Annotated in this window: 12 protein-coding genes; 5 read left to right on the top strand and 7 right to left on the bottom strand. The window is 36.2% G+C overall.

Annotated elements, in window-relative coordinates; genetic code table 11:
- Positions 1 to 90 precede the first annotated feature (90 nt).
- The gene (locus BC781_RS11435; RefSeq protein ID WP_146201675.1) at positions 91 to 1,182 is read right to left on the bottom strand and encodes a hypothetical protein; all 1,092 of its coding nucleotides are present in this window, start codon (positions 1,180 to 1,182) and stop codon (positions 91 to 93) included.
- A gap of 412 nt (positions 1,183 to 1,594) precedes the next feature.
- On the opposite strand from BC781_RS11435, the gene BC781_RS11430 reads away from it, so the two are divergent.
- Positions 1,595 to 1,909: a divalent cation tolerance protein CutA gene (locus tag BC781_RS11430; RefSeq protein ID WP_109617677.1), complete on the top strand. Its 315-nt coding sequence runs from the start codon at positions 1,595 to 1,597 to the stop codon at positions 1,907 to 1,909.
- A gap of 83 nt (positions 1,910 to 1,992) precedes the next feature.
- Here BC781_RS11430 and BC781_RS11425 read toward each other — a convergent pair whose 3' ends face one another.
- Positions 1,993 to 2,208 carry a hypothetical protein gene (locus BC781_RS11425; protein ID WP_109617675.1) on the bottom strand — a complete coding sequence of 72 codons (216 nt, stop codon included), beginning with the start codon at positions 2,206 to 2,208 and terminating at the stop codon, positions 1,993 to 1,995.
- Between the two features lie 120 nt (positions 2,209 to 2,328).
- On the opposite strand from BC781_RS11425, the gene BC781_RS11420 reads away from it, so the two are divergent.
- The gene (locus BC781_RS11420) at positions 2,329 to 3,918 is read left to right on the top strand and encodes a MutS-related protein (RefSeq protein WP_109617673.1); all 1,590 of its coding nucleotides are present in this window, start codon (positions 2,329 to 2,331) and stop codon (positions 3,916 to 3,918) included.
- 83 nt (positions 3,919 to 4,001) lie between these two features.
- Here the strand turns inward: BC781_RS11420 and BC781_RS11415 are convergent, their stop codons facing one another.
- From BC781_RS11415 to BC781_RS11405, 3 genes are all read right to left on the bottom strand, one after another.
- Entirely contained in the window at positions 4,002 to 5,000 is a 999-nt protein-coding gene (locus BC781_RS11415) for an acyltransferase family protein (RefSeq protein WP_109617671.1), read from the bottom strand.
- Between the two features lie 434 nt (positions 5,001 to 5,434).
- Positions 5,435 to 7,324 carry a biotin/lipoyl-containing protein gene (locus BC781_RS11410; protein WP_109617669.1) on the bottom strand — a complete coding sequence of 630 codons (1,890 nt, stop codon included), beginning with the start codon at positions 7,322 to 7,324 and terminating at the stop codon, positions 5,435 to 5,437.
- A gap of 413 nt (positions 7,325 to 7,737) precedes the next feature.
- Positions 7,738 to 8,709 (bottom strand): cation diffusion facilitator family transporter, encoded by a 972-nt coding sequence (locus BC781_RS11405; RefSeq protein ID WP_109617667.1) that lies wholly within the window; start codon positions 8,707 to 8,709, stop codon positions 7,738 to 7,740.
- Positions 8,710 to 8,865: 156 nt separating this feature from the next.
- On the opposite strand from BC781_RS11405, the gene BC781_RS11400 reads away from it, so the two are divergent.
- A complete protein-coding gene (locus BC781_RS11400; protein ID WP_109617665.1) occupies positions 8,866 to 9,243 on the top strand; it encodes a hypothetical protein in 378 nt (125 codons plus the stop codon).
- A gap of 86 nt (positions 9,244 to 9,329) precedes the next feature.
- Here BC781_RS11400 and BC781_RS11395 read toward each other — a convergent pair whose 3' ends face one another.
- Positions 9,330 to 10,064 carry a LytR/AlgR family response regulator transcription factor gene (locus BC781_RS11395; protein WP_109617664.1) on the bottom strand — a complete coding sequence of 245 codons (735 nt, stop codon included), beginning with the start codon at positions 10,062 to 10,064 and terminating at the stop codon, positions 9,330 to 9,332.
- Positions 10,061 to 11,182, bottom strand: coding sequence for a sensor histidine kinase (locus BC781_RS11390; RefSeq protein WP_211323746.1), 1,122 nt, complete (start codon positions 11,180 to 11,182; stop codon positions 10,061 to 10,063). Before BC781_RS11390 ends, BC781_RS11395 begins: the two co-directional genes overlap by 4 nt.
- A 330-nt stretch (positions 11,183 to 11,512) precedes the next feature.
- On the opposite strand from BC781_RS11390, the gene BC781_RS11385 reads away from it, so the two are divergent.
- Together BC781_RS11385 and BC781_RS11380 are read left to right on the top strand one after the other, a co-directional pair.
- A complete protein-coding gene (locus BC781_RS11385) occupies positions 11,513 to 14,491 on the top strand; it encodes a carboxypeptidase-like regulatory domain-containing protein (protein WP_109617662.1) in 2,979 nt (992 codons plus the stop codon).
- Positions 14,492 to 14,512: 21 nt separating this feature from the next.
- The gene (locus tag BC781_RS11380) at positions 14,513 to 16,093 is read left to right on the top strand and encodes a RagB/SusD family nutrient uptake outer membrane protein (RefSeq protein WP_109617660.1); all 1,581 of its coding nucleotides are present in this window, start codon (positions 14,513 to 14,515) and stop codon (positions 16,091 to 16,093) included.
- Positions 16,094 to 16,113: the final 20 nt, after the last annotated feature.

The following is a 16,113-nucleotide window of genomic DNA, read 5'->3' as shown; positions in this document are numbered from 1 at the left end:
AAAAAATTAGAGAAGGTCATTCTAAAAACCAAAGAAAAAGCCAAACCTTAAACGAGTAAGGTTTGGCTTGGGGCAAGCCCCTTACTTCTATTAGTCTCTAGCTATAAGAGTAGTAATATCTACTCTAAGAAGTTCTTTGCCAGAAGTGACATAGTAATAATATTGACCATGTCCGAAGCCGTTGCGAGTTACAAGTTCACTAAAGTCAATTCCTTTTGCCTCTTGCCATGTATTGCCGAGGTCTTCAGAGTAAAAAGTTTTAGACATTGTAGGGACAACAATATAGTCTTGATAGATATACACTTCAGTGCTCCAAGTTGAAATATCTAAGTCTGTAACTTCAGCCCATGAGTCACCGCCATCATTCGTTTTTAGCAATGAGTTAAATGTGCCGACAGCATAACCAATTTGCTTATCTAAAAAGGTAAACTTGAAAATATCTCCTAGAATTTCACCATCTGTAATTGTCCATGACTCTCCTCCATCTGTGCTTTTCGCAATGTAATTTGATGATGCAAAATTCAGTGAGGTATTCTCTAAAGCTAAGTACATGCTACCGTCATCTAGGAATGACATTTTTGCCCATATTGGAATACCATAGTCAGAAGAAATACGTCCTTTAGGTATCCATGTCAATTGATTTGAGCTAAAGTCTTCACAGATATAAACTTGGTAGAAGACCTCAACTTCTCCCTCTATTATTTCCTGTTGGAAGGTAAAACCGATTAGTTTACCATTAGGGGCAAGACTAATACCATCCAATCGTTGATCTGAAACAGGGAGCCAGTTTGTGCCTTTGTCATGGCTGATGTAGTATCGCTGATTGGTTCTACTGTAAGTGACAAATGTGTTCGGTGCGATTAAATTTAATTGTTCGAATTTTTCTTCACTATTCGTGTAATCAACAGCTACTTCTTCCCAGTTTTCTCCAGCATCAGTGGTTAGATAGGTGAGTGTATTTTGGTCACTATTGATCTGAATAAAGCCATTTTCTTCATCTATAAAATTGAAGTCAGACATGTTCACTTCATTTTTAAACAAAGTGTCTATAACGGTAATGGTATTCTCAGAGCTGGTTTGTGTTTCTTCTTCGATTGATGTAGACTCTTCACAAGCCGAAAAAGTGAATAATGAGAGTCCAATCATAAATAGACTCATGCTTGATAACATTCTTGTTTTCATTGTGTAAAGTAGAATAAGATGAAATTTAAATTTATCGTATTTAGAAATTATTAAAATAGGTAGTTAGTAGTCTAAGTATTGACAATGAAAAATACATTGTAGACAATGTTATTTATTAGAAGTATTTCAACTGATTGAAAGTCAGTGAGAAAAAATTTGATTTATTTTGAGATCAAGAATGTATAATACTTTTTGAATATTGAAGGGCAAGAAAATGAGTTGTGTTTAATTATTTAGAACTGCTGTAAAGAGTGGAATTTGATTATTTACTATTTTCTTGATGTAAGATTCACAACCTCAAACCAGAAAAAGCGTATTATATTTCAAGTAACCCTAAGTCATTGTTTTTCAGTTTTGTGAAAATGGCAATGACAATAGATTATTCTGAATAAGATGACCAAACGCGAGCATTATGATAGTACTTCACATCGTATCTGATAATCAAGAACAAGCAAATGAGATCATTACAGATCTTCTTCAAAACAAATTGATCATTAATGCAATTTCCTCCAAGATTGAAGAAATGACCACCGATGAAGAAGGAGAAATAGTGAGTAAGTCTAAGTTTTTAATAATGGGAAAGACAAAAGCCTTGTTATTTGAAAAAATAGATACATTCCTGAATAAAAAATACAAAGAGAATATGCCAACCTTGTACTCAGTTCCGATTGTAAATATGGATTGGGATCAAGCTCACGAGCTAGTGGAAGGTACCGCAAAAGTATAATATAGCCACTTTTTCAGTGGAAGTTTATAAAACAAAAAGTCCAATACTTACTTTGTTGTAAGTTTGGACTTTTTTATTGTTTACTACTCTTCAGTAGAAACGTCTTTTTTCTCTTCTTCTTCGTCATCATCATCGTCTAAGATCACAGTATTCTGTCCTGAGCCTACTGTACGACCTCCTTCAGCTGACATTTGACCTACACCAACTGTACGTCCACCTTCTCTTATCGGATCAACATCTTGAGTCTCACAAGCAAAAAGTAGAAAAGCGAGGAAAGAAAATAGTATTAGTTTTTTCATAAGATTAAATAATTGAAGATTTAAAAACTATTCTAAGTTAAACTTTATAATCAGTAGTTTATAAAATTTTGGTTTAATATTACGTTATATCATTTTAGTTGATTTTTGAAATCTTTAGGAATGGGAAAAACAAAAGAGCGTACACGTTTAAAAGATTCGTTTGGGAGATTGAAAGATGAAAGCTTTTATTTCAATGATATCACTCAATTTTTTAATCGAAAAGATAAGAGTAACGCATTTCATGTCATATCGGAAGAAGTGTGTAGCGATCTAGATTTTGAAGAACTGTTTATGTTTCTAGATCGTACAAATTCTAAGGTTGGTCAACAGTACCTTTATCATAAACTACGAACGATACCTCAAGGCGATCATGCTTTGTCATACAAGGAACGGTTGATAAATATTTTTACTGAAGATGAAGAATTTAGGATTGAAACACAGTTAGAATTATCGAAACTGAATAAAAGGGGAGCTTATTCTTTAGCAGATTTATTTCAATCTGAATTTGTACAAGCTCCTAAGTGGTTTTCTATTTTCCCGATGCTTTCCTTTATTGGAGTAACTTCTCTATTATTTTCATTTGCTCAGCCCAACTTATTCATCATATTTTTAGCAACTTTTTCTATCAATTCCATTATTCACTATTGGAATAAAAAAACGGTATATAACTACATCGGAGCTATCCCTCATTTTTTTAGTTTATGCCTAGTCGCAAAAAGGCTTTACAAAAAAGATGTATTCAAACAACTCAATCCTAAGTTGGAAGGTGCCATACAAGAAATGAATCAGATCAGACGTAAAATGGTATTTTTCAGATTGGAGAGTTCAATGCAAGGAGAGTACGGAATTATTCTTTGGTGGTTGATTGAACTCTTAAAAATAGGTTTTCTATTAGAGCCAATTTTTTTATTCTCGGTTTTAAGGCGTTTGGAACATCAAAGAAAGGAATGTGAAGAGGTATTTAGTTTTGTGGGAGAAATTGATTGTTTGTTATCTGTTGCTTCGTTGAGAAGTGGTTTGTCAAGTTATTCATTCCCTTCTTTAAATGCATCAAGAGTAAGTGCAGAACAGGTTTATCATCCTTTAATTCCGAATTGTGTGACGAATAGTATTGATTTAGTAGATAAGTCAATTTTACTGACAGGTTCTAATATGTCGGGAAAAACGTCTTTCATCAGAACAATAGGAGTTAGTGTGCTAACAGGTCTGACAATCAATACTTGTTTTGCAAAATCTATGATATTTCCCCGATTGCGTTTGCATTCAGCAATCCGAATCAGCGACGATCTAATGAATAATAAGAGTTATTATTTTGAGGAAGTACTGAGGATAAAAGAAATACTTGATGCTAGCCATGATAGTTCTAACTTATTTCTTCTAGACGAGATTTTTAAAGGAACGAATACAATTGAACGTATAGCAACAGGAAAAGCTGTTTTATCTAAATTAGCTTCTCCAAATAACTTTGTATTTGTTGCAACTCATGATATTGAACTGACAGAACTATTAGCGAACGATTACGAGCAATATCATTTTAGTGAAGCTGTGAGTGAAAATACAATTGACTTCGATTATAAACTGAAGCAAGGAAAACTGAAAAATAGAAATGCGATTCGGATTCTTCAAGTCAATGATTATCCATCCGATTTGATTCAGGAAGCTTATGCTATTGTGGAAGAATTGGATGTTCATTACGGAGTAAGTAGATAAAAAATAAGATAGTTGTAAAAGCCTAAAGAGGGAGAATCTTCAGTTTGTTTCAATACTGAAGATTCTCTTTTTTTATATAAAACTTAGAGTTTACTAATTCTAAAAAAAGTATTGATCATTCGTTGATAAATCATTGAAATAGGAGCAATTGTTAGTAAAGTGAATATGACAATGTAAGTAGCTCCCAAATGATCTGCCATTACAGAAATACTAAGCAGAAGAAGTATGTGAAGTAGGTAAACTGAAAGTGAAATTTCTCCTATGAATAGAAAGAATGAGTTTATTGCTTTTAGGTTCAAGTTATAAATATAAATAGCTAAAGATGCGTAGGCTGTTAAGGCAAAGAAGTCATTAAATAGTTTGCCAAAATCACCTGCGACTAATGCTAAATAGGCATAAATAGCGGAGCAGATAAGCCCTGTGATAAGGAAAAAGCTATGTCTGAAGTTTTCACCAATCAAGCGTTCTTTTTTGTATACTTTTTCGGCAATCACGATACCCAATGCAAATTCCCAGAAATATTGTAAGAAAAAGCTACTCCAAATACGTTCATCTCCTTTACCAATAAGCAGTACAAATCCTGCCCAGCTTAAGCTTATCACTGAGCTTGTAATTAGGAAAAGGCTGTTTTTTAATTTCGATTTCAGCCAAATGAGTAGATGAAAACTCAAGTAAAATTGAAGAATCATAGACATAAACCAAAGTTGATATCCGTACGAAACCATAATGCTTTCATCAAACATTTTATAGAGAAATATGTGTCCGCCTAAAGAGTATAATGAGTTTTCATAAATTGGAGTGAAAACGGAGATTAGAGCTGAAAGTAATACGATGAAGATATAGGGTACATATACTTTTGAAAGCCTTCTTTTCAGAAATACAGAATATTTGAGCGGCTTTTGGATAAATGAGTAGTAGAGTCCGAAACCCGATAGGAGTACAAAAAGGTGTACACCAGTTCCTCCAAAACAGATGGCTTTATCTAGTGGACTAGGCACATCTAAGTATTGTAGGAAATGAAAAATCATGATTGTGAAAATAGAGTAGCCCTTTAAGAAGTCTACAATTTGAAGTCGTTGCATTTAAATTAGGTTTTAAAGATTGTTGTATGATAGTTCTCTATCCTCCAAAGGGGTAAAAGAGTGTCAGAAATGATTAGGAGGTCTGTATTTTTGGAGAAAATGAAAGTTACACAAGTAAGTAAAGGTATACTTTAGGCATAGAAATTAGGTTATAGTGATCTTTAGGTTAATTAGGTATTTAGTTCACAAACTTGAGAATGCTGTATTTCAGTTCAGTGACTTCGACGAAGAATCATCTTTTATAGATTAGATTGGGTATTTTCTCGATTAATGAAAGTAGAGGAGAAATAAGTTTGAGGTAGTGAAGTGAATCTGTCTTCTGTAAGATTTTTGCTAGACAAAGCATTTCTTTATAAAAAATCCACTCTTCAACTCCCTAAAATAAGGACTGAAGAGCGGATTTTGAGTGTATTTATATTGAAATTATCGAGAGATTAAGCCATTTCGATAGCTGTAATTTCATCCTCAGATTTCACAATATCAAGCATAATAGCTCCAGAAGTGATTGTTTGACCTTCTTCAATAAGAATGTTGTTCACATAACCACTATACTCTGAATAGATACTATTTTCCATTTTCATAGATTCTAGTACAAGTAGTGGTTGGTTACGCTCAACTTTGTCTCCTGTTTTTACAAGGATATCCAATACTTTACCTGGCATTGGTGAAGTCATTTTACGACCAAACTGAAGTTGTTTTTCAGGTGCTTTTTCTACCTTCTCAACTTTTTCTTCTTGTGGCTTTCTAGCTTCCCATTGTGCTTTTTTCAAGTTGCGTAAGTAACCTTTAGCTACTGCAGGGAACAACTCTAGTAACAACTCTTCTTCGTAAGTTTCAGCCAATTTCACATTGCCATACTCCGCAAGGGTAGGGTTGTTTTGCTTTTTGTAGTTGCCCGTATCGAATGGACGTTCTTCTTTAAATCCACAGATTTTTTCTCTGAACTCAGGCTTGATAGAGATTGGTGTTTTACCGTAGTCGCCTTTCACCAAACTTTGGAATTGGTTAGATGTATTTGCATACATGTCTTTACCAGCTTTCAAACTAAGTGCAGCGTTTACTGCTTGTGCACCTACAATTTGGCTAGTAGGAGTTACCAAAGGAGGAAGACCTGCATCCAAACGCACTTGAGGGATCAGCTTCATTGCTTCGTCCAAGATTTCTTCAGACTGCAATGCTTTCAACTGAGCTACCATGTTTGAATACATACCACCTGGTACCTCGGCATCCTTCACCTTTGTATTTGGCTTAGGGAAGTTGAAGTGATCTTCAATTTGGTGACAGATATTCAATAGTTGCTCTTCGTTACCTTTGTTTACTGCCTCAATTGCTTGATCGAATAGTTTATCAACATGTGCTGGCAGTGTATCTGTCAGTGGGTTGAATGGATTAGGGAAACGATCATAAGCATCGAAGTCTTTCAACTCTTTACGTACATCAATCAATTGTTGGTTGATACGTGCAACAGCTTCCATGTTTACATCTAGCTCGATACCCAATTTTTGAGCAAAGACATACATCAACTCGATAGCAACACCAGCAGAACCACCTGCGAAGTTCCAGATACAAGTATCTACGATATCTGCACCACTCATTACCGCAGCCAATACAGCAGCAAGCCCGTAACCAGGCGTACAGTGTGTATGGAAGTCTACAGGAATATTCAATTCAGCTTTGAAACGCTTCACTAAAGTAGCTACACGCATCGGAGGAATCAGACCACTCATATCTTTGATAGAGATCATGTCTGCTCCTAATTTTTGCATTTCTAATGCTTTGTCTACAAAATATTGATCAGTGAAGACAGGCTTAGGAAGTGACTTACCTGTTAAGAAGGCTTTGATACGGTCACCAAAAGTAAAGTTATATTGAGGATCAATTGTGTAACATACGGCACAGTCAGCAATACCGCCGTATTTTTTCACATATTTGATCGTTGATTTTACGTTGTTTGTATCGTTCAATGCGTCAAAGATACGCATGATATTCAAACCATTATTGATTGAAGTTTTACAGAAACCTTCAATAATCTCTTCTGTATATGGGGTATATCCGAAGAGGTTACGACCACGAGAAAGTGCTGTCAATTTACTGATGCCTCCAACAGCTTCGTGGATACTTTTAAGTCGGTGCCAAGGATTTTCTCCTAAATAACGCATTACAGAATCTGGAACAGCTCCACCCCATACTTCCATCGCATAAAAGTTGGCATCTTTGTAATAAGGAAGTAAACGGTCAACTTGAGCCTGTGTCATTCTTGTTGCAAATAGCGACTGTTGTCCGTCGCGAAGCGTCAAATCACGAATTAAGAGTTTTCTTGTCATTGGTTCGAGTGTTAAGTGTTACGTGTCTTAGAAAAAATAAAATCTATTTTTATTTTTTTGGTAGTCCAAAAACGGAAGGGTAAACCTTACTTCACGAATAAATGTAATTTTTAAATGAGAAGCAATGAACAAAACGAAGTGATTGTAACCGATTGAAAAAAAGATATTTAAGAGAATTTTCGTCGGGTATTTGAGTGATTTTGATCACTAAATCAATGTGCCTAATGTCAAGATTTGACCATTTTACGAGAAGGGCGAAAATTCTTTAAAATTAAGGCTTCTGAAAAAATAGTGTCGATTTTACTTCTTATAGAAGTGGTAAGGCTGAAAGAAAAGAAAAATCCCATTGCATTTTCGCCTAATCAAATAGGTATAAATACAATGGGATTTTAGTATAAAAAAAGACAAGAATACTACTCTATTTCTTCATCTGAATTTTGCTGCGCTGAAGGCGAGTCAGTCGGTTTAGCCGTCGTCTTGATTTTAAGATTTTCAGCCTCTATATAAATACGATTCACAGTTGGTATCGCAGTTTTAATATTCTTTTCAATGGTGTCTACGGTTTCTTCCATTTCAGGAGTAGTCAAACCATCTTTAAAGTCTACATCTAAGTTGACTAAAACTTCGTTCGGACCGAAGAACAAAGAAAGTGGTCTGCGGTACTTCTCAACATTAGGGTTAATCTGAAGTATGGTTTCAATTTTAGCCAAGTCTTCACTTCCGAGTCCTTCTCCAACCAAAAGTCCTTTACATTCTGAAGCAAAGAATAGAGAAACACTAATCAATAGAAGTCCGATAAGACATGAACCGATGCCATCAAAGTGAGGATTTCCTGTGTATTGACCGAGCATTAGACAGATCAAAGCGATAGCAAGACCAAGTAAAGCAGCCGTATCTTCAATTACTACGGCAATTGTCGATGAATCTTTACTATCTCGGATAGCTTGGATAAAGCCTTTATCTCCTTTCGTTTTATTGAATTCTTGAAGAGCTACTTTTAGTGCCGTACCTTCAAATATGATTGCAAGCACAAGAACTGCATAGTTCCAAGTGAGGTCTCCTAGTTCTTTAGGGTGAATGATATGTTTGATTCCTTCGTAAAGGGCAATTCCTCCACCTAAGGCAAAAATGAGCATTGCTACAATGAAGCTCCAAAAATAGATTTCTTTTCCATAGCCAAATGGATGTTTGGCATCTGCAGGTTTCTGGCTTCTTTTGATTCCAACTAATAATAAAACTCCGTTACCCGTATCTACTAAAGAGTGAATCCCTTCTGAAAGCATGGAAGATGAGCCTGTAACCCCTGCGGCAATAAATTTACTGATTGCAATTCCTGTGTTGGCGGCTATAGCCCCAAAGATTGCTTTTTTAGATGAACCTGCCATTCTGTTTGTTTAATGAGTATAGCGTTGTTGTTTAATTAAGAACCAAAAGATACAGTATATTTCTCAATTCACAGATGTTTATTTGTAGAGATGTACAAATACCTTGACAGCTTATAGAAAAGCTGATTAACTTTGTGCTGAAAAACAGATTTGATTATGCATAACAGTCCTGAACTAGACGGAAAATATTTAGGTAAAATCACAAAGGATTTTGCCAGACTTTCAAATACGCTGAAAGAAGCTGCTTATCAATTGAAAGCTCGTAAGATTTCGGATTATCCAATCTTTGTAGTGAGTAAAGGTGAGGCGGGTATCGGTCAACTTTTGGTCGGACGTAATGATATAAAAGAGTTGGAGTGGGATTTCAACTTTTCTTTCCTTCAAGAGTTTCTTGATCGTAATATCATTCTTGAGGAAAATGTAAAAAGCTTCCAAGAGTCTTACAAAGATCCAGATGAATTCTGTTGTTTATTTGTGATCGATGAAGACTTTATCAAGTTTATTTATGTGCCTTACCCAGAGGATGAGGATTAAGGTCTCCTAAAAAGAGAAAGCCCCCATTACTTTTAGTGTGAAGTAGCGGGGGCTTTTTCATATATGAGAACGGAATAAATATCGATTTAATTACTCAAGATTTTCTTGTTTACTCGTTGTCTGAACTCCGTTTGATATAAACGACTGATCGGAATTTCTTTTTCTTCAATCTCACAGAAGTTTCCTTCAATAGATTCAATATGCTTAAAGCTGACCGTGTAAGAACGATGTACACGCATAAAGTCTGCTGATGGAAGTTGTTCCGTAATGCTCGTGAGCGTTTGATGAACAATGAGCTTTTCACCACCTTTTGTACATACTTTAATATAGTCTTTCAGGCTTTCAATATAGAGGATATCATTAAAGTAAACCTTCACCATTTTCTTATCTACCTTCATAAAGATATATTCATCTTCATTTTTAGAAGAATTTGAAGAAACAGAGGCCGATGAAGCTTGTGCAGGACTTTTTCTGCTAATTGCTTTATTGACTGCTTTCAAGAATCGGTGGAATGAAATTGGTTTGAGTAGATAGTCACAGACATCCAATTCAAAACCTTCCAATGCATATTCTCTGTGTGCTGTTGTGAAAATCACTAAAGGAGGTTGTTCTTGGGCTTTTACAAAATCCAACCCATTTAGTACAGGCATATTTATATCTAAAAAAATGAGATCAACCTTATTATTTTGGAGATAAGACATCGCCTCCATAGGGTTTGTAAACTCTCCTTTAATATCTAAAGTATCTATTTGCTCAGTAAAAGCCTTAAGTACATCTATAGCTAGTGGTTCATCGTCCACTATGATAGCACGTAGTTTCATAACGTAGGAATCTTTAGTGATACAAAAAATAGGTTGTTTTCATCATCAATCTGAAGCTCGAATCTATCCTGATAAAGTAGTTCAAGTCTTCTTTTGGTGTTGGTTAAGCCAATTCCTCCTGTTTTTGGCGTATGTTCAAGTTGGTTTGCTAGACTTACGTTTTCAGCTTGGTATTTCGGATTGCTGATCTCGAAGTGAAGTTTATCATCTGTTACACTGATCTTAATACTAATTTCAGTCTGATTTGTTTGGTGCTGTACACCATGTTTAAAGGCATTTTCTATGAAAGGCAATAAAATGAGTGGAGGAATAAATTTATCATCCATTTCTCCTGCCAATTCCATATTGATTTTTACACGCTTCCCGAAGCGCAATTGTTCAAGGTCTAGGTAATTCTGAATGTATGAAAGCTCTTTTAATAAAGATGATTTTTTAGTCTTATTGATATCATAAAGAATGTAACTCATCAAATCCGATAATTTCAGAATCACCTCTGGCGCTCTGTCAGATTTTCTTAGGACAAGTGCGTAAAGATTATTTAAGGTATTGAAAAAGAAATGTGGCTGCACTTGCGAACGGAGAAAATCCAGTTCAGTTTCCAGTGTTTTCTTTTCAAGTTCTTTGGTGAGTTTCTGATTTTTTGCCCAGTCGATGACCAACTTGATGGCAGTCGTAAAACCAATTACATAGATATCGCCTAGCATCACGACTGTGCTATGAATGAAACTGTATTTTTCAATAGGCTTATAAGCTTCTGGAAAAACAATAGGAGTGACAAGGTAATAGTTCAACTCTACCCTCAAAATCATCATGACGAATAGCATTCCGAAAAGCGTCACAAAATACGAGAAGTACTTTTTCCTAAAAACAAAAAATGTTAACAGGAAGTATGAATGGAAGTAGCATTCAAAGATATTAATAGGAAAACCAATGAGATTAGATTGGAATGAATAACTGTAATCATTGAAATAAGCTCCCCAGCGCAGAACATTGAAGAGGAAGTACAACGACCAAAAGGTGATGTGATAAATGATGGGGCGTTTATTCAGCAGTCTCATAAAGCGTCTGTATGTAGAGTGATGAGCGCTTTCCTCTAGTTCTATCAATGTGTCAGTCATGCCTTTCATTCTTGTGTTACGTGGAGATTAATTATATAATATTCCAACTAAAACACTCTTTAGCAATGTTTTTCGCTGAATGGAAGACTTTCGCGTACCAAGTCGAAAGTTTGAATGATTCTACAGAAAAGCAGATAAGTCCTGTTGTTTAGCTACGAATATAAGCATATTAGCGAATATTTTTAAATATGAGTTTCGCATAAAGCAATTTTAAAGTGTAGCCCGCACACTTAGCGATTGTGACTTTTTAGTTAAGAGCGTATGATCAGAGTGTTGCTTTTTTGTCTACAATTCCTCAATTAAAATTTTTCCATTAAACCTATCGTTAACATGGATTTTAAAAAACTACTTGTTGTTTTAACTTCGATTTTCATGCTAACCACTGGGGCGCTTCTAGGGCAAGAGCGTACAGTCTCAGGGGTAGTAACTAGTCAGGTAGATAATTTGCCACTGCCTGGTGTCAACGTATTAGTAAAAGGTACTTCAGTTGGTGCCGTAACTGACTTCAACGGTAAATACAAACTTTCATTAGATGCTACTGATGTTGTTCTAGTTTTTTCATCTATTGGTTTCACGACCCAAGAAATTACAGTAGGTAATCAAACAGAGATCAATGTAAGCTTATCTGAAGATGCTGAACAACTTGAAGAAGTTGTGGTGACAGCTCTTGGTGTAGAAAGAAGTGCTGAGAGTTTAACTTATTCTACTCAGCAAGTTACAGGTTCTGAACTTACTCAAGTGAAGGATGCGAACATGATGAACAGTCTTACTGGTAAAGTAGCTGGTCTTCAAATCTCGAAATCAGGTGCAGGTGCAGGTGGTTCTGTAAAAGTAAACCTTAGAGGTAACAGATCTATTGCTGGAAATAACTCTCCATTGTATGTTGTAGATGGTATTCCTATGGGGGGTAGTGGAGCTACGCAGGCTAACTCATTGGAAGATCCAGGACGTGATGGAGGTGATGGTATCTCTAACTTGAACCCAGAAGATATTGAGAGTATTAACGTATTGAGAGGAGCAGCAGCATCAGCGCTTTACGGTTCTAGAGCAGCTAATGGTGTGATTTTGATTACGACTAAAAAAGGAGTAGCAGGATTCTCAAAAGTGACTTTCTCATCAAACTTTACTGCTGAGAGCATTTTGAAAGCACCAGAAATGCAAACAAAATATGCAGCAGATGGTTCGGCAGCAGCTTCTGATCCTTTGACTTTAGATAACTTCTTTGGAACAGGAACTAACTTTGTGAACTCTTTATCATTAACTCACGGTGGAGAGAAGTCACAACATTATTTCTCATATGCGAATACTTCAGCAACAGGTATTCTTCCTACAAATACATTTAGCAAGCATAACTTCACTTTCCGTCAAACAGCATCAATGTTTGATGATAAATTGGAAGTAAATGGTAGCGTGAATTATTTGAGCCAAAAAGGTCATAACAGACCAACGGTGGGTACACCAATGAATGCCATTGCTAGTGCTATGCTTTCTCCAAGAGCAGAGAGTCAATCAAATATGGAGAATAACTATGAAGTGTTCTCAGAAGCAAGAAACTTGAATGTTCAAAATTGGGGATATAATGATACTCAGTATTTAACAGATAATCCTTACTGGGTATTGAATAGAAACACAGTAGATGAAGGAAGAGAGCGTTATATCGTAAACGGTTCAGCAAAATATAACTTTGCTGAAGGAATTTGGGCACAAGCTCGTATCAACTTGGATAACTCTACTGATGTATGGGAAAAGAAAGCTTATGCTGGAACAAACCTTACTACAGTAGGCGAAAATGGTGGATATTACAGAGATGATTATAACAATCGTCAGGTATATGCAGATGCACTTTTCAACATTACAAAACAGTTTGGTGATGTATCATTTACAGGTCTTGCTGGTCTATCAATCTTAGATCAAAGAAATGATTTGAAACGTGTAGATACTGGTAGAGGTACATTGTTATTTGCAAACTATTTCTCGCCTGCAGGTCTTGATGGACAAAAAGTACAATACAGCGAGTTCAATAAGCAAGTACAATCAGTATTTGGAAGTGCTCAGTTTGGTTACAAAGACATGTTGTTCTTAGACCTTACAGCTCGTAATGACTGGTCTTCTACATTACAAGATGGTAATAATTCTTACTTATATCCTTCAGTTGGTTTGTCATCAGTACTTAATAATATGTTTGAACTTCCTGAGGCTATCTCATTGGCAAAAGTTAGAGCAGCATATACAGTATTGGGTAATGACGTAGCTATTGGAGCTACAAATGTTCGTCACAGAATCAACCCTTACACAGGTGTTCTTGAGAGAGCTTCTATTGGACCTTCGGAAGATGGATTGAAGCCTGAGCAATCTTCTTCTTTGGAGATTGGTGGTGAGCTTGGTTTATTCAACGACAGAATCTATGTTGATGTAAACTACTACAAGACGAATACAACGAATCAAATGTTGTTAGTCGATGCTCCTGCTGGTTCTAGCTATGACTTCGTAAGAGTGAATGCTGGTAACATTGAGAACAGTGGTATCGAAGTAATGTTGACAGCTATGCCTGTAGCTACTTCGGATTTCACTTGGAGTACGACAGTTAACTTCTCTAAAAACAAAAACGAAGTTATTGAGCTATTCTCTGACGATAAAGAAAGAATTGAGTGGTTGACAGACGGTAACAATGCAGCATACTCTTTAGGTTTGAAAGAAGGTGGTTCATTTGGTGATATTTATGGTTTCGATTTCAAAAGAACGGAGTCTGGAGAAATTGAAGTTGACGAAAATGGTAATCCACAAAGAGGTACTGAGCGTGTAAAGCTTGGAAACTCTAACCCTGATTTCTTACTAGGATGGAGCAACAGCTTGAAGTATAAAAACTTCAACTTGAATATCTTGATCGATGCTAGAATTGGTGGAGAGATCATGTCATTCACACAGTCATTCATGGATGCTAGAAAAACATCTCAAGCATGGGCTGATGCAATTGATAAAGGTACAGTTACTGTAGAAGGTAAGACATTTGATGCACAAGGCTACTATGATGTAGTTTCTGGTAGAGATGGTATTTCTTCACAGTATATCTACGACGCAACGAATATCAGATTGAGAGAGGTTTCATTTGGTTATACTTTCCCTAATAAGTTAGCCATTTTCGAAGATGTTTCTTTATCTGTTGTAGGTCGTAACTTATTCTTCTTTATGAATGATGCTCCTTCAGATCCAGAAGTGATTCCTTCGGCTGGAAATGGTATGCAAGGTCTTGACTATTTCGGTATTCCAGCTACAAGAAGTGTAGGCGCTAGCTTGAGAATGAGTTTCTAATCATCCAAACCAATCTGAAAAATGAGAAAATTATTTAATAAATATATTCTACCTGCAACAGTAGCCATGGGCATGTTTGCAAGTGCTTGTACAGATAATTTTGAAGAGATCAACGACGATCCAAACTTAATTTCTGATGAGATTCTTGAAGGAGATTACCAATTTGTAATGGCTTTCTATCCTCAATTGGCTAGGTCAATTTATTTTAACTTTGACAATTCTAACTGGAGATGGCAAGTACAGCAAAACCTGAACGGAGATGTATTCTCTGGGTATATGGCACCTCCTACACCTTTTGCAGCCAATAATAATGCAACTCACTATGCATTGATTTGGAACAGCTGGCCATTTAGCATTGCTTATACCAATGTGATGGGACCTGCAAATGAGATTGAAAGAAATAAAGATATCATCAACCCTAAGCTTTATGCGGTTTCTTTAGTGCTTAAAGTAATGGGAATGCACCGAGTAACTGATATCTATGGTCCAATCCCTTATTCAGAATTTGGTAGTTCAGATTTTGCTATTGGTTACGACTCTCAAGAAGAAGTATATACTGCGTTCTTTAATGAGCTAAACGAAGCTATTGCAACATTGGAGGCAGATCAAAGTGAAATTCCTGCTTTCTCAAGTGTAGATGATCTTTATGCAGGTAACTTTACACAATGGTTGAAATTTGCCAATACCTTGAAGTTACGTTTGGCAATGCGTATTTCAAATGTTGACCCTGCAACAGCTAAAGTTCAAGCAGAAGCAGCAATTGCTTCAGGTACTTTTGTGGCAGGTGATATCGCACAAGTAAATTCTGATATTATTCACCCTCTAGCTACTGTAGCACACGGATGGGGTGATATCAAAATAGGTGCGTCTATCGAATCAATCATGAAAGGATTGAATGACCCTCGTTTATCTGTGTTTTTCTCACCTTCAACATTGGAAGGTCATGAAGGAGAGTATTTAGGTATTCGTCAAGGGGTTGATTTACCAGATAAAGATGGTAGCCCATATACACAATACTCAACAGTAAATGAGGCGTATGTAAATGCTAATTCTTCTATCTTGTTAATGACAGGAGCTGAAGCATTTTTCTTGAAATCGGAAGCTGCTTTGAAAGGATGGAATGCAGGTGGATCAGCAAAAGAATTGTATGAAGCTGGTGTGACAGAGTCTTTAGCTCAACACGGTCAGACTGCGGCAGCAAGTGCTTATCTAGCTGATGATACTTCGACACCTTCTGATTATGTAGATCCTAGTCAAGCAGACGGTGCTTATGACATTGCAGCGGTAAGTAGTGTGACTGTTGCTTGGGATGATGCGTTTACAGCAGAGCAACAATTGGAGCAGATCATTACTCAAAAGTGGATTGCAGGGTTCCCTGAAGGTATGGAAGCTTGGGCTGAAGTAAGAAGAACAGGTTACCCTAAAATTTTTCCAGTGAAATATAACAAGAGTGGTGGATCAATTCCTGATGGAACATTCATCAATCGTTTACCTTACCCTGATTCTGAAGCAGGTAATAACCCAGAAGGTTATGCTGAAGCAGTTCAAAAATTAGGTGGTGAGGATACTGGAGGAACTCCACTTTGGTGGCAAAGTAAATAATAGTAGTGTATAAGTGATAG

The organism is Sediminitomix flava (assembly GCF_003149185.1).
In the GTDB taxonomy this organism is placed as follows: domain Bacteria; phylum Bacteroidota; class Bacteroidia; order Cytophagales; family Flammeovirgaceae; genus Sediminitomix; species Sediminitomix flava.
The sequence above is the reverse complement of the archived record's forward strand: the minus strand, read 5'-3'. Positions and strand labels throughout refer to the sequence as shown.